A 23,130-nucleotide genomic window follows, 5' to 3' on the forward strand; every position below is an offset into this window, starting at 1 on the left:
CCCTGCGTGACAAGGGACCGGCGGCGTGCCCGCTCAACCCGCTTTCGGTCCGACGATCCCTGCTTCCCGCGCTATCCGCACATGACCCTGGACTGTCGCCCCTTCGCTGGCGCGCTCCACCCGCAAACCAGCCACGCCCAACGCCAGCTCGTAGCGTCTGCACAGGTCGTCATCGCCGATCAATACGACTGGCAGCGTCATATCCGGCGTGTAAGACGCCATTGCACTCGCCACCTCCACGCCGATCAGAATCCCCGACAGGTAGTCCGGCAAGCCGGTCGAAGGCAATTCATCCATCAGACGCGCCGTGCGCGCGGCAAATACGACATGCGTCGCCTGGTTCGGGTGTTTCAGCCCGAGTGATACGCCCGCATGGAACGCGTCGTCGTCGCGCGAACCGAATTCCATCAGTCGCCCGAGAATGCCGTGCTTGGTCAGCAAACCATACAGTTCGCCCGTTATGTAAGTCGCAAAGTGGGTGATCATGGAATCTTGACCGACAGACACCCACTTGCTGTGCGTGCCCGGCAGAACGCAAAGACGTTCAGAGCCGACGGCCGCGCCCCAGATCTGCGTCTCTTCGCCGCGCATCACATCGTGTATCGAATCCCCCCCGCCGCAGCACACGCCAGGAATGATGTGCATGTCGACCTTGTCGGCGATCGGCAGCGTCGTGAATGCCATTGCAGCCGCTGCCGGCGTCGCCGGACAAGCCAGATAAGGCGCCTCGACCCAACCTTGCCGGCTGCCGACCATCCCGCTTGCCACGATCGGGCAACCGTGAATGTCGATCCAGTCCTCACAGATCGCGTTCAACGGTGTATGGAAATCCCGGTCCTTCACGGTCATGACGCCGCCAGGGGCACTTCGGCTCTCGATGATTTCTCCGTCAGCCGAGACCAGCGTCGCTCTCAAACTCGATGTACCCCAATCGAGGCTGATAAAAGATGGATTCATAATACGGTATCCTTAGTTATCAAAGTACGCTCCGGGAATAAGCGTCTGTTGCAGTTATTCCCGATCTGTAGCTATCAGCTTATCGTTTTCTTTCGCACATACTGCCAAACCTCATCGCTCGGCTCGACACCGAGACCGGGGCCCTGCGGTAGTTGAAACGCACCATTCATGCAGCGCATTGCCGTCTTGACATAGCGAAGGTTGCGATCGAATACAGAATGCTGGTACTCGTGCATCGGCAGATTCGGCAGCGCTGCCGCCGCATGCAGGCTGGCCGCCTGAAAAATGCCGATGCCGATGGTCGCGTGCGGGATCACCTTCACGTGAAAGGCGTTCGCCATTCGCGCGATCTGCATGAACTGGCTGATGCCCGTATGTCCCATCTCCGGCTGGATGATCGACATCGAGCGCTTTTCCAGTCGCGGACGGTATTCGTACACCGTGCGCCATTCCTCGCCAAGCGCAAGCGGCACGCGAATCTGTTCGCCGACTCGCGCCTGCCCTTCCATGTCTTCGGGCGCGCAAGGCGCTTCGATGAAATACGGACGCCAGCGCGCCAGCTGATCCGCAAGCTGTATCGCTTCCTGCGCGGTGAACTTCCAATGCAGATCGACCATAAGCTTGACGGTATCGCCGAGCCCTTCGCGCAATGCCCGCATTTCTTCGACAATGCCGTCGAACGAGACGGCCGCGTGGTATTTGAATGCACTGAAGCCTCTGCTCACGAACGAACGCGCCAGTTCCACACGTTCGTCGAGCGTGCGGCCCGGCAGGCCCGACACGTACGCAGGAATCTCTTCCAGACGCTGGCCGCCGATCAGCTTGACGACCGGCTGCCCGACCAGTTTGCCGAACAGATCCCAGATCGCAATATCGACGCCCGCGATGGCATCGACGTAGAACCCGCCGAAGAAGCCGCGCACTCGCATCAGGTCGTACAGATCTTCCTGGATCACCATCGCGTCGCGAGGGTCCCGCCCCACGACGGCGGGTCCGAGTACGTCGTCGATAATCGCCGTCACGGCTTCTGGAGCGACAATGCCGTAGGTTTCGCCCCAACCCACCGTGCCGTCCTCGGCAGTCAGCTTGATCAGCACCGACATGTCCGTGGTCGGATAGATCGTCCTGTTACCTTTGCGGATCAGATACCCGCGATGATTGATCTGCTCGTCTTTGCCGAGTCCGCCAAGATACGGCTCGCCTCGTGGAATCGACACGATGAACGATTCGACGCGGGCTATTCCAGGTACGTGTGTCAGCATGGTTTGCTTCCTCATCTGCAGGGTGCGAGGAGATCCTCGATGTCGTGCAGGAATGCGTCGACGTCGGCGACATCCTCGTTATCGAGCAACGGGCCGGCCGCGCGTTGCAGGCGGCAGCGGATCAGGCCACGACGGTGCAGCACATACTTCGTCAACGACCAGCGAAACACTGCTTGCACGTTCAGGATCGGCAGCATCCGCGTGAATAGTTGTCGCACGCGCTCCGTCTCGCCCGCGCGATGCGCGGCGAACAACGCAACGTGAACTTCCGCCAGCTCGATTGCAGGCATCGTGCCGCACGCGCCGCGCCGCAGTTCGTCGGTGATATAGCGGCCGCCCGCGCCGCCCAGTACGCCGAGCAGCGTGCGCGGCGCTGCCTGCCGTACCGACGTGAGCCGCTGCCCACTCGGCAACGTTTCTTCCTTGACGTAACGGATGCCCGGCACGGCATTCAGGATCGCGACCAGCACGTCGGGGTCGAGTCCCGCGCCCACGGGCGCCGGCACGTTCTGCAAAACGATCGGCGTATCGGGAACGGCCCGCGCAACCGCGGAGAAGAACTCAATCTGCGCCTCTGCCGTCTCGCGATCGGGTGGCACGGCGATCATCAACGCGCTCGCGCCGCGCCCGGCGGCCGCTTGCGCGAGCTGCACCGTCTTCCCGATATCGGTGCTCGATACGCCCGCAACCAGCGGGACGCGGCCGTCGAGTTCGTCGAGCACGATATCCGTCAATGCCAGCCTCTCCTCCGTCGTCAACTGGTTGAACTCGCTCGCGACGCCCGGGTACGTCATGCCGTCGACCCCCACGTCGACCAGATAGCGCACCAGTCTGCGCAAACTGTCGACGTCGGGCTTGCCGTCTTCGTCGAACGGCGTGGGCAAGACCGGGAACACGCCTGAGAGGGTTGCAACGCTGTCGTTCTTGTTCATCTATTAGTCTCCACGGTCAATATGCAGGCTTGGTCGAGAACCATCCGGGGCGTCGCGCATCGAGGTACGCGCCGCGAATGTGATCGACCTTGTAATGGTCCAGTTTGTCGAAATCCGGCTGCATGCCGAGACCGGCGCCGTCGGGCAGTGAGAACACGCCGTCCTTCACGGTGGGCGCCGAACGCACGACATCGTCGGCAAGATAGGCGCGCTCGGAATCGATCGAGATCGACATGTTCGGAATACTGCTCGCAAGATGCACATACGCGGACTGCGAGAAGCCCAGTTCGCCGCCGCTGTGCAGCGTCACGGGAATGCCGTGCGCTTCCGCGATTGCCGCTGCCTTGATGGTTTGCCACAGGCCGCCGATTTCGTGCGGATCGAGCAGAATCACATCGGCCGCCGCATGTCGCACGATATTGCCGACGTCCGCGAGCGTATAGGCCGACTCGTCCAATGCGATCGGAACCGGTTGCGCGCCGCGCAGTTGAGCGTGGCCGTGCAGGTCATCGAGTTCGAGCGGCTGTTCGACATATTGCAGATCGAACGGCCGCAGCAACTCCAGCATGCGTTTTGCGGTACCCGGCGTCCATGCGCTGTTGACATCGGCGCGCAACGGCAAATCACCTGTCACCGACTTCACGGCTTCGACGTTCGAAAGATCGCTCGCAGGTGTCATGCCGATCTTGACCTTGAAGCTTCGATAGCCGTCATCCAGAAAACGCCGCGCGGCGTCTTTCAACTGCGTCGCATCCGTTCCAAACAGATACGCGGATACCTCCACCTGAGAACGATAAGCACCGCCCCACAGGTCCACCAGGGGGCAATCAACGCTGCGCCCTTGCGCGTCCCACATCGCCATCTCGACGGCGGCCATCGCCATCACGACCGCGCGTTTATGATGGTAGTAACCCGCGCCGAACACGTGCCGGGTGAAGCGCTCGACATCACAGGCCCGGTGTTGCCTCGCAATCGGAATGATCGTGCTGGCCAGCACCGGCTCGATGAATTCGAGCAGGCAGATCGTTTCCCCATACCCCTTCACACCATTGGCCAAGGTCAATTCGACGACGAGCCGCGTCGCGGCGGGACGCGCGCCCGAACCCCATTCGAGCGCCTGGCTGAACGGCATCGCCACTTTCCAGTGACGCACTGCGACGATCTGTAATGGATGCTGTGTCATTGTTTCAGGCCTGCAACGCGCGCGGTTCGGCAACGGGAATGCGCAAACCGGCCGAATTGAAGAGATGCGTCTGTTGGGTGGCAATGGACAGGCCAATGTTCTCCCCGGCCCGAACCGGCGAATCGCCTGCCGTCTTGACCAGCACCATCGCCGATTCGACCTGCGCATGCACATAGGTTTCGCCGCCCAGCCGCTCGGCCAGTACGACGCGGCCGCTCAAATGCCCGTTGTGCGGAGCGACCAGTTCGAGATGCTCGGGACGCACGCCGAGCGTGATCGACCTGTCGGCCGGCAAGCGGACATCGCCGGCAAACGACAGCTTGCCGCCGCCGGGCAACGCGACGTCCAGCGCGGCGCCGTGCCCACCCATTGCGCCCACGTCGATAAAATTCATCTTCGGCGAGCCGATGAAACCGGCGACAAAACGATTCGCCGGGCGCGTGTACAACTGGAGCGGCGAACCAACCTGTTCGATCTTGCCGTCGCGCAGCACGACGATCTTGTCGGCGAGCGTCATCGCTTCGATCTGATCGTGTGTCACGTAGATAAACGTGGTGCCGAGTTGCGACTTGATCTTCGACAGTTCGACGCGCATCTCGACGCGCAGCGCGGCATCCAGATTCGACAGCGGCTCATCGAAGAGAAACAGCTTGGGATCGCGCACGATCGCACGTCCGATCGCCACGCGCTGACGCTGGCCGCCCGACAGATCTTTCGGGCGACGGCTCATCAGGTGCTCGATTTTCAGCGTCTGCGCGGCGCGTTCGACAGCCGCGTCGATCTGCGTTTGCGGCACACCCGCCATCCTGAGTCCAAAGCCCATGTTCTGCGCGACGCTCATGTGTGGATACAGCGCATAGGACTGGAACACCATGGCAATACCGCGGCGCGCCGGTTGCGCATTCGTGACGTCGATGCCGCCGATCGAAACCGTCCCTTCGCTGCATTCCTCGAGGCCGGCAATCAGCCTGAGCAGCGTGGACTTGCCGCAGCCCGACGGCCCGACGAACACGCAGAACTCGCCGTCGTCGATTTTCAGATCGACGCCGTGAATCACGGTCGCGGGGCCAAAGGTCTTGCGCACCCCTTTCAGCTCAACTTGAGCCATGTGTAGTCTCCTTCATGAATGTTGTCCTCGATGGATCGCACCGCTGCAATCGCATGCTTCAAGCGTCATGCACCAGGCGTCATGCGTCCGGCAGCACGATCGGCGGACGGCCCCACCAGCCGCGAATCCGCGTCGACAGCAGTGCGCTCGCGGCGAGCGAGGTCAGCCCGCCGTCCACGGCGAGGTCGACGCCTGTGATGAACGATGCTTCGTCCGACGCGAGGAACAGCACCGCGTTGGCGACGTCGTCGGGCTCGCCAACCCGGCCAACTGGGTAACATTCGCGGTTCAGACGCATGTCGTGTTCGCTGACGCCTTTCATCGTGCGTTCGGTCGCAATCAACGCAGGCGACACCGCGTTGCAGCGAATGCCCTGGGTTCCGTATTCGATCGCGATCTGCTTGCTCAGCGCGGCGACGCCGCCTTTGGCCGCGGTGTAGGCGGCAAGCCCCGGATTGGCGACCAGATGATTGATCGAAGCCAGATTCACGATCGAGCCACCGCCGTGGCGAAGCATGTGCGGAATCGCTGCACGGCAAAAACGGAACGTCGAACCGAGTGCCGAATCGATCGTCGCGGCCCAGTCCTCGTCCGTGCAATCGACCACATTGCGCTCCGTGTAGCGCACCGCGTTGTTCACCAGCGCATGCAATCCGCCGAAGCGAGTCAGTGCCTGCTGCACGGCATCGTCCACCGTCGACTGCAAATGGGCGTCGGCACAGATCAGATGCACCTGCTGTTCGGGCAAGCCCTCGATCGACGACTCGCCCGCCTCACGCGACCATTCGACCGCGACCACGCGCGCGCCCTCCTTCACGAATCGCCGCAGCACCGCGCGGCCGATGCCCTGCCCCGTGCCGGTAACGATGGCAACCTTGTCCGCGAGTCTCATGATTTGACTGCTCCTGCCGTGAGCCCTTGAATGAAGAAGCGTTGAAGAAAGGCAAAGCCGATCACCACGGGCAACGAACTGACGATCGAAGCCGCCATCGCGCCGCCCCAATCGCTCTTACCCTCGCCCATGTAGCCGAGCAGCAGGCCCGGACCGACCGTGCGCAACTCAGGCGACGTGATCAGCGTCAGCGAGAACAGCAGGTCGTTCCACGCCCACATGAACGAATACAGTCCCACGGTGACCAGCGCGGGCATCGCCAGCGGCAGCACGATGCGATGCAGGATGTAGAGTTCGCTCGCGCCGTCGGTACGCGCAGCCTCGATGATTTCGTTCGGAATATTGACGAAGTAGCTGTACAACATATATGTGCCGCTCGGCAGCGCCAGCACGATGTACGCAATAACCAGTCCGATTCGAGTATTCAGCAGCCCGAGTGTCTGCAGGATCGGATAGAGGCTGATCAGCAGCATCGCGAACGGAAACATTTGCGCCGAGAGCATCAGCACCATCAGCGCCTTGCGTCCGCGATAACGGAATTTCGCGAAACTGTAGGCCGCGTAAGTGGCCAGCGTCACGGTGAGTAACGCGCCGCCGCCCGCCGTCAACAGGCTGTTGCGCAGATACCCGACCATCTCGCCTTGCGCAAACAGGTCGCGATAGTTTTCAAACGTCGGCGCGTGCGGCCAGAACGACGGAAACTGTATAAAGACTTCGCCTTGCGGCTTGATCGATGTCATCACCATCCAGACGATCGGCAGAAACAGGAACGCCGCGATCGCCACGAATGCCACGACGAACGTCGTTCTGGCAGGTCCAGTTCGAAGGTTGAGCAGCATCAGGCCTCCCGCTTGAATAGCGCACGCAGATAAAACACCGTAGGCACGGCAATCAACACGAACCACAGCACGCCGACCGCGCACGCCATGCCCATGTCCCAGTTCTCGAACGCCTGCTTGTAGACTTCGACGGAGAGCATCGTGGTGGCGCCAACCGGTCCGCCTTGCGTCAACGCATAAATCACGTCGAAGGCCTGCAGATTGCCCATCGTGCCGAGAATCATCACGATGATGAGGGTGGGCGCGAGATGCGGCAGCACCACGTGCCGCAACACGCCGAGGTTCTGACATCCATCGACGCGCGCGGCATCGACCTGGTCCTGCGAAACGCTTTGCAAACCGGCGAGAAAAAACGCCATGAAAAGCGGCACGGAAAGCCATACCTTCGTGATGACGACACAAGCCATCGCGCCATGACGCTCCGCCAGCCAGGTGACCGGCTCGGATATCAGTCCGGTCGAAAGCAGGATTGCGTTGAGCACGCCGTACTGGCCGTTGAAGATCCACGCCGCGAGGAAAGCCGTCACCGTCGAAGGCAGCACCCACGGCAGCAGCGATGCCGCGCGTACCAGCGCCCGCGCCTTGAACGCCTGATTCATCATCAGCGCCCATGCGAGCGAGATCACCATCGTCACGCAGGTCGCGCTGACCACGAACACCAGCGTGTTCAGACAGACATTGACGATGGCCGGATCGCGAAACAGCTTGAAGAAATTTTCGAAGCCGACGAATTGCGGCTCCGGCGTATCGATCGTGTACCTGAACAGCGACAGCTTCAGCGACTTCACGAACGGAATCAGGATGATTACGACGAACGCCGCCAGCGCGGGCAGCGCAAACGCCACACCGACCCTGCGCTCGTGTTGCTTGAGCGTCGACTGGCGACGCGCTTCGTGCGGCGGATCCGCGGACGTGATGGATGAATCACTCATATCAGAACCTCGAAATGCCCGCTGTCTGGTCCTGCAAGCGCTTGCTCATGCTCTCGATCGCCTCCTGCGGCGACTTCTGGGCCAGCACCGCGGCCTGCACTTCTTCGCCGATCACCGTGGTGAGCGAAGCCGAATTGGGCCAGAACGAGGTCTCGTCGCGCGTGGCGCTGCGGGCCGCCTTCGACCAGATCGACACATACGGATCGGACGCCAGCTTGTCGAGCGCGCTGTTCGTCACCGGAAAGAGCCCGATGTCTTTATAGATGCGCAACTGCGATTCGTCATTGAGCGCGAGATACGCGAGCAGCTTCGCTTGCGGCGAGTTCGCATCGATCTTCTGCTTGCCGTCGCTGAAGATGCTGAGCAGATGCCCCCACGCGAGCGAGCGCGGCATGTCGCCCGCGTGCAGCACGGGTGTGGGCATCGCAATGACGAGCGCGTCGAACTTGTCGCCGATGCTCGAATTGCTGCGGGCAAAGCCGCGCGCGAGCGGCGCATCGTTATAGAAGCCCGTCTGGTACTGCGCGAACATGCGGCGCGCGTCCGGCCGGTCGATGTCTTTCGCAGCCAGTCCGTCCTTGACGAGACCGGCCATGAAACTGAGCGCTTTCACGCCTGCCGGGCTGTTCACCGCCACCTTGCCGCTGCTGTCGAACAGGTGGCCGCCGAACGTCCATAGCCATACCTGGAAGTCGGGGCTCAACGCGTTGTTGTTCTTCGTCGCCATTGCATAGGGCACGGCGCCAGGGTTCGCCTTTTTGATCGCCTTGAGTGCGCTCACGAATTCGTCCACCGAGGCAGGCGGCGTCGCAATGCCCGCGTTCTGCAGCACTTTCGCGTTGGCCACCATGCCGATCGAACCGGCCGACCACGGCAGTCCCATCTGCTTGCCGTGGTAATTGCCGAGTTCCAGCACGCCCTTGCTGATGCGGCTGCGCAACTGTGCCGCGCCGAATATCGTGTCGATATCGACGAGCCGGTTCGTGGCCGCGAATTGCGGCACCCAGCGTTCGTTCAGTTGCACGACGTCCATGGGTTGTCCAGAGCGCAACCGCAGCAGCACGTTCTGCTGCATCTGCGCCCACGGATAACCCACCGTGTCGAGCGATACGCCCGCGCTCTGGCGATAGCCATTGAACAGCGCGGCCAGCGTCGGCCTGCTGGCGGCCTCTTCTTGCGACCAGCCCACGTACGTGATCGCGCGGGTTTGCGCCTTCACCCCCGCCGCCGTGAATCCCGATGCGACCGCGACCGCACCGATGAATTGTCTGCGTGATATCAAAATTGCCTCCTGAATATTGATGCGTGGGACGCCGGCAGTGCCGGCTCCCTACGCGCGCTGCACAGCGAGCGCGCGCCGGTCAAAATACCTGCTTCAGTCCCACCGTAAAGCCCGTTCCGCTCGACGATGTGCCGGTCGGCTGCCAGCCGTTGAGGCCTGCCGCGCTGCCGGTGCGGTACGCGTATTTACCGGCATTGGCGTCATAGAGGGCATCCGCGTAAACCGAGGTGCGCTTCGACAGGAAATACACGTAGCCCAGCACGCTGCGGCTCTGGATGGTGTGTCCATAAGCGGTCGTGTGCGAGTACGTGCCGCGGACCATGCCGTACACACCGGTCGGAATCGCGAAGCCCAGCATCTGGTTGTGCATCAGCTGCTGGAACGTGTTCTGGCCGAAGCCGTAGCCCGCATACAGCCGCGCGAGGCCGAAATCGTATTGGCCTGCCGTGTAGGCCCAGTGCGCGTTGTCGCTTTGCGGGCGCAACCACGAGACGCCCAGCTTCAACTTCTTGTCCTCGTAGACCAGCGACGCCGAATACGGAATGTTGCCGTCGCCGCCCTGAATGGCGCTGTCGCGCGCGGCCACCATGGCGCGCAACGTCAGGTTGGCCCACGTGTACACGTAGTTGGCCGAATTATTGGTCCGCACGGTATCGATCTGGCCCGGGCCGCCGTTCGCCTGCGAGATGCCGCCTCGCGCGCCATAACCGGCTGCGACGCCATCCTGGCCAAACGGGTCGGAGCTCGATTCCACGTAGTGGCTCGCGTTCACGTCGCGCCCCACTACGAGGTGGCCGAACCACCCTTCGAGTCCGACTGTCGAGCGGCCACTGAAGAACGAACTGGAGTTGTACAACGTGCCGTCATTCGGATTGAACTGCTGCTCCAGCCAGAAGACCGCGCGATAGCCGCCGCCGAGGTCCTCCGAGCCTTTCAAACCCCAGCGGCTCGTCGCGCCCGTGTTCTCACGGATCGCCGTGCTGCCGTCGTACTTACCTACTTCGAGGTCGACGATGCCGTACATCGTCACACTCGATTGGGCCATTGCGGACGATGCCCCCAACGCTGCTGTCGCCAAGACGAGCAACTGGTGTTTTGCTTTCATTCTGGCTGGTCTCCTCCTGATAGTGTGTTCCATTCATTGGAACAACGTGGAACGCAGTCTACCATTGAATGGGACAAACGGAAGAGGAACGTAGCCAGGGATGTCCCGTACGCATGCCGCGGGAAAAGCTTCAGCGACGCCAACGGAAACCGGGCATCCTCAAGCATGGCGCGGTTCAGCGCGGCTTCGGCAGGACGTGCACCGTAGTGTAGCGATTCAGACTTAGAAGAGATTTAGCGACGAAATTCCCGATCAGTGGAACTCACACGACAAAGCGCGGGAGGCCGACAGCGGAATTTCAAGGGAGAACGAGAATGCCCGATCCGGGCAGCAAGGATTGATGCGCCGGCTCGCGGCGCAATCGGAAGGAAAAGGGAAACTCAGCCCGCGAACATTGCCTCGGGCAATCCCCGGACGCCAGGAATTTCCATCGCGAACAGCGATCCCGACAGGGGCGCCTCGGCCAGCGCCTGTTCGCTCAGGCGCACGGAGGCGCTGGTGACATAGAGCGTCTCAAGATTCGGGCCGCCAAAGCAGCAGCTGGTCGGCCGTGGCACCGGCATGCGAATGCGCTGGATTTCGCGCCCATCCGGCGCGTATCGGACCACATGCCACGCGTCCCACATGGCGATCCAGATGCAACCCTCGTCGTCGACGGTGAGGCCGTCCGCGCGCCCTTCGGTGGGCGCAAATTCAATCAGCGTGCGCCGGTTCGCAATGGCGCCCGACATCAGGTCGAAGTCATATTCGTACAGTGCGCGACGAAAGGTGTCGACAAAGTACATGCGCGAGTCGTCAGGGCTCCAGCCAAGGCCGTTCGGCACCGTAAAGCCGGTGTCCATCTTGCGCCAGGAGCCGTCCGCCTCGACCCGAAACAGACTGCCGCGATTGAGCGCCGTCGCCATATCCATCGACGCGATCCAGAGCCGCCCGCGCCGGTCGCATTTACCGTCGTTGAAACGATTCGCGGGACGTTCCGCCTCGGGATGGCTCAACGGCGTCATGCGCCGCGTAGCCGGATCGAAATTCATCAGGCCGCCTGGCGTCGCGAGCAGCAGGCCGCCGGTGGAGCGGGGAATCGCGACGCTCGCCATCGAGCCCAGCCGCACTTCCGAGGTCGAACCGTCCACGGCATGGTAGGTATGGACGGAAGGCATCAGAATGTCGACCCAGTAAAGCGCGTTGTCGCGCGGCGACCAGATCGGGCCTTCGCCCAGCAGCGCCTGGGCCCGGGTGACACAGCGCACCTCCACGGTGGGCATCTGTTCTGGCTGCTCGCGGGGCGCGATCGACATGGCCGCGCCGGCAGCCGAATGCGAAATGCCGCGTGCCGCGCCGATCAGCGTCGAACTCAAGCCATGCAGACGCTCAGCTTTCAGGCGTGTGACGTCGCCGGTCACCGTGACCGCGCCGATCGGCCGTCCTTCATAGTCGAAGATCGGTGCCGCGACCGACACGCTCTGCGCGCGGCATTCGCCTTCTTCGAGCGCATAGCCTCGGGCGCGCGCCAGATCGAGATCGTCGCGCAGCGCGGCTGTCGTGATCAGCGTCCTGTCGGTGAAGCGCCGCAGGTCGAGCCGTTCGATCAGCCTGGCTGATTGCGCCGGATCGAGATTGGCGACGATCGCTTTGCCCGCCGCCGACGCATGCACCGGCAACGGCATACCCACGCTCGACGTGCGCGCCATGTCGTGACCCGCGTCGGCACTGGCGACGATCACCACTTCGTCGCCATTCAGAACCGCGAGCTGCACGGTCTCGCCCAGCGAGTCGCGCAATGTGACGAGCGTATCCTGAGCGGCCACGCGCAAGTCGAAGTCGCTCCAGACCTTGTGAGCCATTTCCAGCAACCGCAAGCCGAGTTGAAATTTTTTGGTGTACGCGTCGTAGCGCAGCAGCCCCTCGTGGATGAGCGTCTGGGTGAGGCGATGCAGCGTGGATTTCGGCAACGCGGACGCGTGCTGCAGATCGGTAAAGCTCATGGGCGCGCGCTTGGCCGATACGATGTTCAAGAGCGCCAGTGCCTTGTCGAGCACACCCAGGCCGGCGGAACCGGAGGCGTCAGAGGCGGGTTTGTCTTTGATCATGGTCGGGAGCGCTGTGGCGACGGTAGAACACCGGTATTTGCTGGGAGCGGATGCTATCAGACTACTGGGAGCACCGTCATGCGGACGTCGCCCTCCCGTCCGTTAGATGAAACAGCATGATTTTTTTGCGGCCTTATCGCGATCACGACCGACCATCAGTTCCATTCAATAGAACAAACGGTGTGCGAAATCGGCTTTCCGCGTACAATGCCGACGGAGACCTTTCCCATTCGAAGCAGATCCGACAACTTGAACACTGTGAGAGACAAACTGCCGGACGCCCCCCGCTCGACCCCGCAAGCGGCGCCGAAGCGGGCGGATGCCACGGCATCCGCCGTCGTTGTCGCCGAAAAAGGCGCGGGTGGGATCGGCGTCCTCGAAAAGGCCATGGCGCTGCTGAACCTCGTGTCGAAGGCGCCCGCGCCAATGACCTTCACCCAGCTCCTGCACGCGTGCGGCATGCCGCGCGCCACGCTGCACCGCATTCTCGCCACGCTGCAACGGGAAGGACTGCTCCAGCACGACTCGGGCAGCAAGACCTTTCGCCTCGGCCTGCGTTTTCTCGAACTGGCTCACGAGGTATGGAGCGACTTCGACTTGCGGGTTGCCGCCCAGGACGAGCTTCTGCTGCTGCGCGATCAGGTTGGCGAAGCCGTCCATCTGGTTGTGCTTGAAGGTCATAGCGCCGTCGTCATTGCCGGCGAGCAGGCGCGCCAGTCAGCGCGGCTTTCGCCGGGCGTCGGCGAACGCCTGCCGCTGCACGCGAGCGCGGTCGGCAAGGCGGTGATGGCGTGGCTGGACCCGAGCCAGCAGCAACATCTGCTGGAATCGATCGGCCTGCCGGCGCTCGGTCCGCGCACCATCACGTCGGTCGGTGCGCTGAAGAGCGAGCTCGATCTGACCCGCGCGCGCGGCTATGCGCTGGCCATCTGCGAGAGTTCCCCGGATACCGTGGCCTTAGCCGCGCCCATCTTCGATTTCGAAGAGCGCCCCATCGGCGCGCTCGCGATCTCCGGCACGCTGGCGGAACTGGATGAGACGCGCGCGCACAGTCTGTCGGCAGCCGTCATCGGCGCCGCACGCAAGATTTCACACAATGCAGGCGGCCGCTCGATGTCGATCTCCGCCAAGGGACAGCCGGACATGCAGTCGAACGCCGAGGTTCGCTGCGTTAGCCAGATTCCGTCGCTGCTTGGCGAAGGTCCGCTCTGGTCGCCGCGTGACGATGCGCTGTACTGGGTCGACATCCTGACTCCCGCGATTCACCGCTTCGACGTGGCAACGGGCATCGATACCGAAACGAAGCTTGGCTCGATGGTCAGCCTCGCCATTCCAAAGGCCACAGGCGGACTGCTGATCGCGACGCCCAACGGCCTGATGACCATCGACGACAGCGGCAGCCTCACGCGCCTGTCTCACCCGGAGGCCGACCGGCCCGGCAATCGCTACAACGACGGCAAATGCGACCGCATGGGCCGCCTGTGGGTGGGCACCATGGACATGGGCGCGACGCCGAACCGCGGCAACCTGTTCAAGGTCGAACCCGACGGCTCATGGCTCAAGATGGACACCGGCTTCACCGTGGCGAATGGTCTCGGCTGGAGCCCGGACAATACGCGCATGTATTTCACCGATTCACACCGCAAGCTCGTGTTCCAGTACGACTTCGATTTCATCAACGGCACGATCGAGAATCGCCGGCCGCTGATCTCGTTCGACGCGTCGGCGGGTTCGCCCGATGGGCTCACCGTGGATGCCGAAGGCTGCCTGTGGGTCGCGATGTGGGACGAGTGGTGCATCGCCCGTTTCGACCCGCAAGGCCAGGAGATGACGCGAGTCCGGATGCCGGTGCCGCGTCCGACCAGCTGCTGCTTCGGCGGTCCGAACCTCGACATCCTCTATGTGACCAGCGCGCGGGTGCGGCTCGCACAAGACGTGCTCAGGAGCGCCCCGCTTTCGGGCTCGCTCTTTGCCGTTCAGATACCGGGTGTGCGCGGATTGCCCGAGACCATTTTTGCGGGTTGAATCTTCGGCCGCGCCTCCGCGTCGCGACCGATACGACGTTCGGTGGCATACCACCCGCCACCAGATACCCAACCAGCTCGATCGCCGAAAGCGGAGTGAGTTCGGACGGCTTGAGAGCGTTCGTGACGGGACAGGTTACGGCAAACGCGCGCGCCCTCCTTCGCGGTCTGGATCAGCACCTGTGCACCTTCCGGCGGAATGTTCACGACAGTGCCGACTTCGACGCCATCGAAGGGATTGGTGACGGGGATAAAGCCGGGCGACGAGTCAATGGGGAATGCGGAATTCATTTCGCAGCGCCTGCGTCCTTGCTTGAATACGAAAAATGTCAGAAACCAACGCACCAGCCGTTTCAGCGCGTCTCGCGTCCGGTCGGTCTAGAGCGTAAGCGAGCCCTCCACGGATGTGACGCAGGAACCGCCCACGCGCACATTCCCGTTCGCATCCACGCTGACCTGTATTCGTCCATCTCGACCGACGCACCGTCCCTGAGCAGCCACGTAATCTGCTCCGCCGGGCGGCAACAGGCCGCGCTGCCACTGGAAGGCCGCCACGCTGCCGTTGCCGCTTCCGCAGACAGGATCCTCCTCCACCCCACAGGACGGCGCGAAGGTACGCACTTCGATTGCCGCATCGTCTCGATGCTCGCGCGTGCCGAATACGGTCAGGCCGGTGACGCCGAGGCGGCGCTCGAGTGCCGCCAGGCTGGCGAAATCCGGCTGAAGATTGAGTACGGAAGCGGCATTGTTCAGATGCGCCACGATCCAGATGGCGCCGACATTCACGATAGCTGGCGCAGACCTGAGGTCCACTTTGCAGCCGAGGATCAGCTCCAGCTCCGCCACATCTGCCGCGTGCAGCGGCTCCAACTTCGCAGGCGGCAGGTTAAACGTGAGCTGTCGGTCTGCGCCTTGTCCCTCGATCGTCAATTCAACGAGGCCGATGCCGCATTGTTGAATCAATCGGCCGCTTTCGCGCGGTGTGACGCGCCCCGCTTCCACGATGGCGTGAGCACTACCCAGGGTCGGGTGTCCTGCGAAGGGAAGCTCACTACGCGGCGTGAATATCCTCAAAAGATAGTCGGCCCCGGCTGTCGTGGGCGGCAGGACAAAGGTCGTTTCTGAAAGGTTGGTCCAGCGCGCGACAGCTTGCATCGCGTCAGTAGTCAGACCCTCTGCGTCCAACACCACGGCCACCGGATTGCCCAGAAGCGGCCTCGCGGTGAAGACGTCAACCACTTTAAAAGATCGTTTCATGTTCGCCGACGCCCTGCAAGGTGCATCATTGCGCTCACGCTGCGTTCAGACTGCGCTGACGCCGTCGAGCTCCGTCTGTGTGAGCCCATACTTTGCCATGCGGGCACGGTGATCAGCCGAACCGAGGTACTTGCGAAGTTCCAGATTCACCGCCCGCAGAAGGTCAGGATTGCTCTCGCTGAACGAGAACGCGCCCACAGGTGCTCTGCCATCCTTGCTCTTTTCGTGCGCCACCACTTCCAGGTCCTGATTGGCACTGGCAAGGACACGGCTTCCAACCGCCGTGCTCGCGTAGGCGTCGATTGTTCCCGCGAGCAGCGCGTCGATCGCTTCGGTTTGGCCCTTGAACGCCACGATCTGGCTATCGCTCACGCCGGCCGACTTCGCAGAGTCGAGCTGAACCGTCCCGGCGACGATTCCGAGCCGCGCGTCGTTGCGCGCCGCGACGACCCCGTAGCTCGTCAGCGCTTTCGGATTGCCGTGATGCAGCAGGAATCCGTCGCCCAGCGCCCAGACCGGCACGCTGAACGCAACGCGCTCGGCACGCTCAGCGGTCACGAAAATGGGTACGTTCATGTCCCACCGGCCTTCCTGCACGCCAGGCAGCAGTTCTTCGAACGAGGTCAACTGATGTTCGATGGAGGACACACCGATCGCCCGAAGCACCACCTCGGCCAGTTCGATGTCGGCCCCCGTTACCGAATGATCTTCCCCCGTCCAGTAGAACGGCGGTTCCTCGAGATATGCGATTCTTACCTTCATAGCTGTGCTCCACATGTCCAGCAGTCAAGATTCCGGCCGCCTGCCGTTGGGCGGACCAAACCGCACAAGTTTCAGGTGATATTTCCCAGCCATTGCGATACGTCATCCCGTAGCAACGTCCATAACCATTGAAAGAGCAGACAGTGCGGGGCCGAGACGCGCAGGCGGCAGATAGCCAAAGCCCAGCCGGAATACACGGCTGCTTTCGCCAAACCATGCGCCGGATGCCAACTGCAAGTCATGACCCGGCAGCAGGTCCCAGAAACGCGAGACAGCAACTTCGTCGAATGCGTCGGCGCGCAGGCGCAGGCAGCATAACGCGCCGGCATCTGGGCGCACCCACTCGATGCGCTCGTACTCGCTCTCGCACCAAAGCGCCAGTTCCTGGAGGGCAGCGGCGAGCAACCGGCGTCGCGGTGCGAGCACACCTTCCCTGTTGCGCAGAAGCGCTGTAGCGAGCGTCTCGTCAAGTACCGATCCCGAGATCACGGTGTTCATTTTGGCGACGGCCAGACGCTCCCGAAGCTCCGCGTTCGCCACAGTGAGCCACCCCGTGCGCAAGCCCGGCGCGCCGAGCGCCTTCGATACCGATGCGCCGGTGACGATCTGTGGATCGAGTCCCGCGAAACTCTCGAGCACCGCATTGTCGCCGTAGGTGGCCTCCCGATAGGTCTCGTCGATGAAAAGTATCGCGCCCGAAGACCGCCTTTCCATCAAGACAAGGAGCTTCTCGACGTCGGCACGAGACGTCTGGATACCAGCTGGGTTCTGTGGCGAAGCGATACTGACCAGCTTCGTTTTCGGCGACAGACTTGCGTCGATCTGGTCCAGGTCCAGCCGATAGCCATTCTCGAATGACAGCTTGATCTCGCGGACGCTAACGCCGGCTCCAAGCAGGCAATCACGGCTCGGCGGAAAGCATGGTGTCGCGAGGACTGCCTCGTCACCGGATCGGCAAAGCTCGAAAGCGAGAAGAAAGAGACCTAGCGCGGTGCCTTGTGTCGTGATGATCTGCTCAGCCGGAACGTCGCAGCCCTCGGCAATTGCCTCGCGAAGCGCGACCGAACCAGCGGATGTGCCATAGCCGAGTTTCAGATTGCGAATATCCTCGAGGCCAGGCAGACATAGGAGTTCGCCGAGCGTCAGGTCTTGCGACGTGCTCTCCGCCAGGTTGAACGGCCGATTCACGTTGAGAAGTGAAATGATGTCGTTGCGAGGAAATCGCCCGCGCCACGCCAGGGGATTTGATTCGCTGAGGCCAGACTGTTGTCGTTCGTCGACATCCGGTTGAATACTCTGCATGCTTTTGCCTTGCATTCGCTGTGAATTGTTTGTCAGACGATCCGTTGCAAGTAGCCAAACAGGCGTTCCAGCCTGGCCCTGACAGCAGTTATCGCTGTGCGCAGCATCTCGGGTACTTCAGACGCGATCGCAACGCATGCATCGTAGCGCCCACCGGTCGACCATAACAGTCACAATTTTCCGCGAAATGGACCGTCACAATTCCTCTTGGCGAGCCGGGGCGGCGGATCGATAATCGTGGATTACACCGTTATGAGCGCATCCATGGACACGCCCACTCCATACCGCTACGAGCGCCTGGCCGAACTCATTGTCGGCATGATCGACAACGGCGCGCTCGCGGCGGGCACGCGTCTGCCCTCCGTGCGCGCCGTCAGCGAGCAGCACAGCATCAGTATCTCCACGGTGTTACAGGCGTATCGCCTGCTCGAGGATCGCGGCATCCTGGTCGCGCGGCCGCAGTCAGGCTTTTATGTCGCGGGCTCGCGCCGCGGCGCACTCGCATTGCCTTCGGTCTCGCGGCAGCGCGCGAAAGCGTCGACCGTGTCGATCAGCGGAGCCGTCGCGGGACTGCTCGAGCACGTATCGAACCCGGCGCTGGTGCCGCTCGGCTGCGCCGTACCCGACGCGGCGCTGCTGCAATCGAAGCGACTCGACCTCGCGCTCGCGCGTGCCGCACGTCAACACGGCACGCGCTACAACATCTATTGCGCACCGCAAGGCGACCCACGCCTGCGTCGCGAAATCGCGAAACGGGCGATGCACTTCGGACACGCGCTGTCGCCCGATGACCTGCTCGTCACGAACGGCTGCACCGAGGCATTGACGCTCGCGCTTACCGCTGTCGCGAAGCGGGGCGATTCGATTGCGATCGAGTCGCCCACTTACTTTGGTCTCCTCCATACTCTCGAAGTGCTTGGCCTGAAGGCATTCGAGCTGCCCACCGACCCGACGCACGGCATCGAGGTCGACGCGCTCGCCCGCCTGCTCGATACAGAACCGGTGGCTGCCTGCGTGCTGTCGTCGAATTTCAACAACCCGCTAGGCTGCGCGATGGCCGAAGCCGACAAGCGGGCGCTCCTTGCGCTACTCGCGCGGCATGCCGTGCCGCTGATCGAAGACGACGTCTACGGCGACATCCACTTCGGTCGCGAGCGGCCCAAGCCGTTCATCGCGCTCGACGGCGGCGCCAATACGATCTACTGCAGCTCGTTTTCAAAAAGCCTTGCACCTGGGTATCGGGTCGGCTGGATCGTGGCGGGCACCTATGCGCAACAGGTGATGGAGCGCAAGCTGGCGTTCAGCCTCTGCTGTCCTGTCCTGCCACAGGTCGCGCTCGCAGACTTTCTGGAGAGCGGCTCGTACGACGCCCACTTGCGCAGCGTGCGGCGCATCTTCGAAGAGAACCTCGGGAGCATGACACGTACGATCGAGACAAGCTTCCCGACCGACACAAAAGTGAGCCGGCCAGCAGGCGGCTTCATGCTCTGGCTGGAATTGCCGAGGCGCTTCGACTCGCGCTCGCTCTTTGACGAAGCGCTCGAACAGGGCATTTGCTTCGCGCCTGGTGACGTTTTCTCCGCAAGCCGGCGCTTTCGCAATTGCCTTAGGCTCAGCGCCGGGCATGCCTGGAACGACCACATCGAAGACGGCGTCCGCCGACTGGGGCGGCTCGCGCAGGCGCTGCTCGAGGGCTGAGCGCCTTTGGGGCGTGGAACTGAGTGGAGTGGAACTCGTTCGGCCGGAGGCGGCTCTCGCGCTCCGGCCGATCGGTCATTGTTGAGAATGAGTGGTTTGCATGCCCCCCGGCGTCATCGGGAACCTCGGCCACGTCCGGACGCTGGACCAGGCGCCGATCTAATCGGCAGCAGCTTTCAAAGTACAAAGGTCGTAACTGTTTAGGCTCCCCGCTCCGGGTGAAACTCACTCTTTCAGTTGTTCACGATGACAATGCATTTTGTCTCACTTAAATTCGCGTTTAGATTGTTACCGGTACCGCCTGACAGCGCCGCTCGTGTGGGTTGAACTGGCGTGAAGGTCAATGGATATGACCGTTGAAAGGCACCTGTTCGATCAAACATAAAATACAGGAGGCCTTATTACGTGATGACAGAAAATCCGATGATCCTGCAACTCGGAAGGACGCTCACGCCATATTGATAGATCCGCGAAGTGGCATGCGAGGCGACGACGCTACCAGACAGTGAAGCATTTACATCGGAACTGATTATGAAATTAAAGCTTATCTCGCTGGCCGCGCTCGCTGCGGTTTCATCCGTTGCGCACGCTCAAAGTAGTGTTACTTTGTATGGCACGCTCGACACGGCGGTCGCGTATTTTAGTAACCAGAAGGGAGCGCACGCCTCAGGTGGAACGTTTCAGATGGCATCGGGCACGCTTAGCGGCGACCGCTGGGGTTTGAAAGGTACTGAAGACCTGGGTGGCGGCCTGTCGGCCGTGTTCAATCTGCAATCCGGATATAACCTGAACACCGGCGCTGCCGGACAAAGCGACCGCATGTTCGGTCGAACCGCAATGGTTGGCCTCGCTGACAAGAGCTACGGCACCGTCACTGTGGGGCGCCAATATGACCCGCTCGTCGACCTGATCCAACCGCTGACAGAGGACGATACCTATGGGTCGGCCTTTGCAACCCCCGGGGACATCGACAACTATGACAATAGTGCCCGTGTCAACAACTCAATCAAATACACGAGTCCGGCTTATGCCGGTCTTCAGGTGTCAGCCATGTATGCCTTCGGCGGCGAAGCCGGCGAAACTAGCGGCGGACAGACCTACGCAATTGCGGCGCTCTATAGCCATGGCCCCCTCAATCTGGCTGCCGGTTATCTTCGTGCGAACTACGACGGTACGTCCTCGACGTACGATGGCTTTACTTCAACCGGCCTCGACTCGACGGCCATCAACGGTGCGTTTATTTCTGCGACCACGCTGCAAATCATCCGCGCCGCCGGTACCTATGCAATCGGTCCGGTTACGCTGGGCGCTGCCTATAGCAACGTTGACTACGGCAACTATGCCGCTGCCCCAGGCTCGAACAACGGCACCAGGTTCAACACGGCGCAGGCGTTCGTTAACTACCAGTTGAACGCTGCCATCGAGCTCGGGGTCGGCTACAACTACACGAAGGGCAGCGGCAACAACGTCGACGCCAGCTACAACCAGGTCAGTCTTGGCGCGGACTACGCGTTGTCCAAGCGCACTGACTTGTATGCTCTGGCGGCCTATCAAAAGGCCTCCGGCAACACAATTGACGCGGAAACCGGCCAGGTGGTGGCCGCAACGGCGTCTGTTGCCGACTTTGGCAATGATGCAAGCGGCAACAACCAGACAATGGTGATGCTTGGCGTTAGACACCATTTCTGATTCGTCTAACTGAGTCGTATCGACGAGCGACTCCCTTGCGGCCACAACACAAGGGGCCTTGGGGGAGTCGCAACTGTCAACTGGCTTCATATCCCCCTGCGTTGCTCCGCGACGACGCAAAGCCGGAAGCCGCCGGATGGGCATAGGCACGACGCCCGGCTATGGCACGGGCCTGGCGAGGATTGACGCTGCTATTCAGGCCGCTCAGAACCGGGCATCGCCGGACGGCTTCAACCGCGGGAGCGAAGGCCCGGTAAGGCCGATGACGTGACGCCTGTACTCTTGCCTCGCCGGTGTAAGTTTGGAAGTTCGTCGAACCCTACACCAACGGGCACAATCAACTGAGATGAGATCGTGAGATAGGCGCTGAGCAGCTACCAGACTGGAAACTGGTACAGGTGCAGCAATAACCACCGCTGAAATTCGCCTATTTCTCCACGACGCCGAGCAACGCCTGCTTGCCGCCGACGTACTTGTATAGCGAAATCACGCCGTGCCGCAGATCGCCCTTCGAATCGAACTGCGTTTCTCCGAGCACCCCCTGATGATCGGTCGCAGGCATCGCGGCGAGGATTTTTGCTGGCTCGGTTGATTGCGCGCGCTTCATCGCGTCGACGATGACACCCACCGCGTCGTACGCAAACGGTGAGTTCAGCACCGGTGCGTAACCGAAGCGCTTCTTGTAGCGCTCGACGAACGCCGGGCCGCCGCCCATCTTCAGCAGCGGCGCGCCCGCGATCGAGCAAATTACGTTATCGGCCGCATCGCCGGCAAGTTTCGCGAGATCGTCAGCACATAAGCCGTCGCCGGCCAGTACTTTCACCGCGATGCCCAACTGCTTCGCCTGTTTCGCGAACGGACCGCCCGTGCCATCGAGGCCGCCATACATGATCGCGTCCGGCTTTTCACCCTTGATCTTTGTGAGGATTGCTCGGAAATCGACGGCCTTGTCGGTGCTCGCGTCATGCGACAGCACCGTGATGCCGTTGGCTTCCGCCTGCTTTTCGAATTCGACGGCGAGACCCTGGCCGTATGCAGTCGAGTCGTCGACGATAGCGATCGTCTTGACTTTCAGCGATTTCGCGGCATAGTCGGCGAGCGTCGGCCCTTGCTGTGCGTCGGTCGCAACCACGCGATACGCGGTTTTGAAGCCCTGCTGCGTATAGGCCGGATTCGTCGCGGACGGAGATACCTGCGCGATGCCTGCGTCGCTGTAGATCTTCGAGGCCGGAATCGTCGAACCGGACTGCATGTGACCGACCACCGCGACGACCTTGTCATCCACCAGTTTCTGCGCGACCTGGGTGGCCTGACGCGGGTCGCCCGCATCGTCCTGCGCGTCGAAAACCAACGTCACCTTCTTTCCGCCGATCACGAGGCCCGTCTGGTTGATCTCCTCGATCGCGAGTCGGGCGCCGTTCTCGGTGTCCTTGCCGAGATACGAGGCCGGCCCAGTCACGGGCGCGGCTTCACCGATCTTCACCATCTCGTCGGCACGGGCGACGCCCACTGCAGAGGCCGCCAATGTTCCCAGAATTCCGATGGTCGCCACGCCGCGACCCAAGGCTGTGCTTTTGCTCATGTCTTCACCCGAAAGAAGTTGTAATTGGTCGGAACGGACGGCAACGGCCACCCGCCGATCGGAAACACGCGACCGTTTGCGTCAGCAATGTGGACGGTGCGCCTGCCTTCGCCAGATCGTTCGAACCCGCAGTGCGGCGTCGTTCGTTAGCAGGTTTGAATTTATGCAGCCAGAAAGCCCTGGGATTGCATCGATCTGCCGGAAAATAGAAGAATTGCGGCAAAGCCGCCTTGCACC

At 62.0% G+C, this 23,130-nt stretch carries 19 protein-coding genes; 3 read left to right on the forward strand and 16 right to left on the reverse strand.

Annotated elements, in window-relative coordinates; all coding sequences use genetic code 11:
• Window positions 1-33: 33 nt before the first annotated feature.
• The 11 genes from PQR53_RS06715 to PQR53_RS06765 all read right to left on the reverse strand — a co-directional run bounded on the left by PQR53_RS06715 (window position 34) and on the right by PQR53_RS06765 (window position 12,579).
• Window positions 34-957 (reverse strand): 2-dehydro-3-deoxygalactonokinase, encoded by a 924-nt coding sequence (locus PQR53_RS06715; protein WP_408451791.1) that lies wholly within the window; start codon window positions 955-957, stop codon window positions 34-36.
• A gap of 74 nt (window positions 958-1,031) precedes the next feature.
• Window positions 1,032-2,219 carry a mandelate racemase/muconate lactonizing enzyme family protein gene (locus PQR53_RS06720; RefSeq protein WP_408451792.1) on the reverse strand — a complete coding sequence of 396 codons (1,188 nt, stop codon included), beginning with the start codon at window positions 2,217-2,219 and terminating at the stop codon, window positions 1,032-1,034.
• Window positions 2,220-2,230: 11 nt separating this feature from the next.
• A complete protein-coding gene (locus PQR53_RS06725) occupies window positions 2,231-3,151 on the reverse strand; it encodes a dihydrodipicolinate synthase family protein (protein ID WP_408451793.1) in 921 nt (306 codons plus the stop codon).
• 16 nt (window positions 3,152-3,167) lie between these two features.
• On the reverse strand, window positions 3,168-4,334 hold the full coding sequence (locus PQR53_RS06730) for a mandelate racemase/muconate lactonizing enzyme family protein (RefSeq protein ID WP_408451794.1): 1,167 nt from the start codon (window positions 4,332-4,334) through the stop codon (window positions 3,168-3,170).
• Window positions 4,335-4,338: 4 nt separating this feature from the next.
• On the reverse strand, window positions 4,339-5,442 hold the full coding sequence (locus PQR53_RS06735) for an ABC transporter ATP-binding protein (protein ID WP_408451795.1): 1,104 nt from the start codon (window positions 5,440-5,442) through the stop codon (window positions 4,339-4,341).
• Window positions 5,443-5,521: 79 nt separating this feature from the next.
• A complete protein-coding gene (locus tag PQR53_RS06740; RefSeq protein ID WP_408451796.1) occupies window positions 5,522-6,334 on the reverse strand; it encodes an SDR family NAD(P)-dependent oxidoreductase in 813 nt (270 codons plus the stop codon).
• On the reverse strand, window positions 6,331-7,173 hold the full coding sequence (locus PQR53_RS06745) for a carbohydrate ABC transporter permease (RefSeq protein WP_408451797.1): 843 nt from the start codon (window positions 7,171-7,173) through the stop codon (window positions 6,331-6,333). Before PQR53_RS06745 ends, PQR53_RS06740 begins: the two co-directional genes overlap by 4 nt.
• A complete protein-coding gene (locus tag PQR53_RS06750) occupies window positions 7,173-8,105 on the reverse strand; it encodes a carbohydrate ABC transporter permease (protein ID WP_408451798.1) in 933 nt (310 codons plus the stop codon). Before PQR53_RS06750 ends, PQR53_RS06745 begins: the two co-directional genes overlap by 1 nt.
• A 1-nt stretch (window position 8,106) precedes the next feature.
• The gene (locus PQR53_RS06755) at window positions 8,107-9,387 is read right to left on the reverse strand and encodes an ABC transporter substrate-binding protein (RefSeq protein WP_408451799.1); all 1,281 of its coding nucleotides are present in this window, start codon (window positions 9,385-9,387) and stop codon (window positions 8,107-8,109) included.
• A 79-nt stretch (window positions 9,388-9,466) separates the two neighbouring features.
• Window positions 9,467-10,492, reverse strand: coding sequence for a porin (locus tag PQR53_RS06760; RefSeq protein ID WP_408451800.1), 1,026 nt, complete (start codon window positions 10,490-10,492; stop codon window positions 9,467-9,469).
• A gap of 380 nt (window positions 10,493-10,872) precedes the next feature.
• Entirely contained in the window at window positions 10,873-12,579 is a 1,707-nt protein-coding gene (locus tag PQR53_RS06765; RefSeq protein WP_408451801.1) for an SMP-30/gluconolactonase/LRE family protein, read from the reverse strand.
• 258 nt (window positions 12,580-12,837) lie between these two features.
• On the opposite strand from PQR53_RS06765, the gene PQR53_RS06770 reads away from it, so the two are divergent.
• Window positions 12,838-14,604 carry an SMP-30/gluconolactonase/LRE family protein gene (locus PQR53_RS06770; protein ID WP_408452337.1) on the forward strand — a complete coding sequence of 589 codons (1,767 nt, stop codon included), beginning with the start codon at window positions 12,838-12,840 and terminating at the stop codon, window positions 14,602-14,604.
• Here the strand turns inward: PQR53_RS06770 and PQR53_RS06775 are convergent.
• The 4 genes from PQR53_RS06775 to PQR53_RS06790 form a co-directional block, all read right to left on the reverse strand.
• A complete protein-coding gene (locus PQR53_RS06775) occupies window positions 14,556-14,894 on the reverse strand; it encodes a hypothetical protein (protein WP_408451802.1) in 339 nt (112 codons plus the stop codon). The two genes, PQR53_RS06770 and PQR53_RS06775, sit on opposite strands and share 49 nt — an antisense overlap.
• Before the next feature lie 87 nt (window positions 14,895-14,981).
• On the reverse strand, window positions 14,982-15,860 hold the full coding sequence (locus tag PQR53_RS06780; protein WP_408451803.1) for a PhzF family phenazine biosynthesis protein: 879 nt from the start codon (window positions 15,858-15,860) through the stop codon (window positions 14,982-14,984).
• Between the two features lie 45 nt (window positions 15,861-15,905).
• On the reverse strand, window positions 15,906-16,622 hold the full coding sequence (locus PQR53_RS06785) for a transporter substrate-binding domain-containing protein (protein WP_408451804.1): 717 nt from the start codon (window positions 16,620-16,622) through the stop codon (window positions 15,906-15,908).
• A 102-nt stretch (window positions 16,623-16,724) separates the two neighbouring features.
• Window positions 16,725-17,924 (reverse strand): pyridoxal phosphate-dependent aminotransferase, encoded by a 1,200-nt coding sequence (locus tag PQR53_RS06790; protein WP_408451805.1) that lies wholly within the window; start codon window positions 17,922-17,924, stop codon window positions 16,725-16,727.
• A gap of 264 nt (window positions 17,925-18,188) precedes the next feature.
• Between PQR53_RS06790 and PQR53_RS06795 the strand changes: the two genes are divergently transcribed.
• Both PQR53_RS06795 and PQR53_RS06800 read left to right on the forward strand, forming a co-directional pair.
• Window positions 18,189-19,622: an aminotransferase-like domain-containing protein gene (locus PQR53_RS06795; protein ID WP_408451806.1), complete on the forward strand. Its 1,434-nt coding sequence runs from the start codon at window positions 18,189-18,191 to the stop codon at window positions 19,620-19,622.
• A 531-nt stretch (window positions 19,623-20,153) separates the two neighbouring features.
• Complete coding sequence (locus PQR53_RS06800; RefSeq protein WP_408451807.1) at window positions 20,154-21,311, forward strand: porin; 1,158 nt, start codon at window positions 20,154-20,156, stop codon at window positions 21,309-21,311.
• 427 nt (window positions 21,312-21,738) lie between these two features.
• Here PQR53_RS06800 and PQR53_RS06805 read toward each other — a convergent pair whose 3' ends face one another.
• Entirely contained in the window at window positions 21,739-22,893 is a 1,155-nt protein-coding gene (locus PQR53_RS06805; protein WP_408451808.1) for a branched-chain amino acid ABC transporter substrate-binding protein, read from the reverse strand.
• Window positions 22,894-23,130 lie beyond the last annotated feature (237 nt).

This window comes from Paraburkholderia fungorum, assembly GCF_046027605.1.
Taxonomy (GTDB): domain Bacteria; phylum Pseudomonadota; class Gammaproteobacteria; order Burkholderiales; family Burkholderiaceae; genus Paraburkholderia; species Paraburkholderia fungorum_F.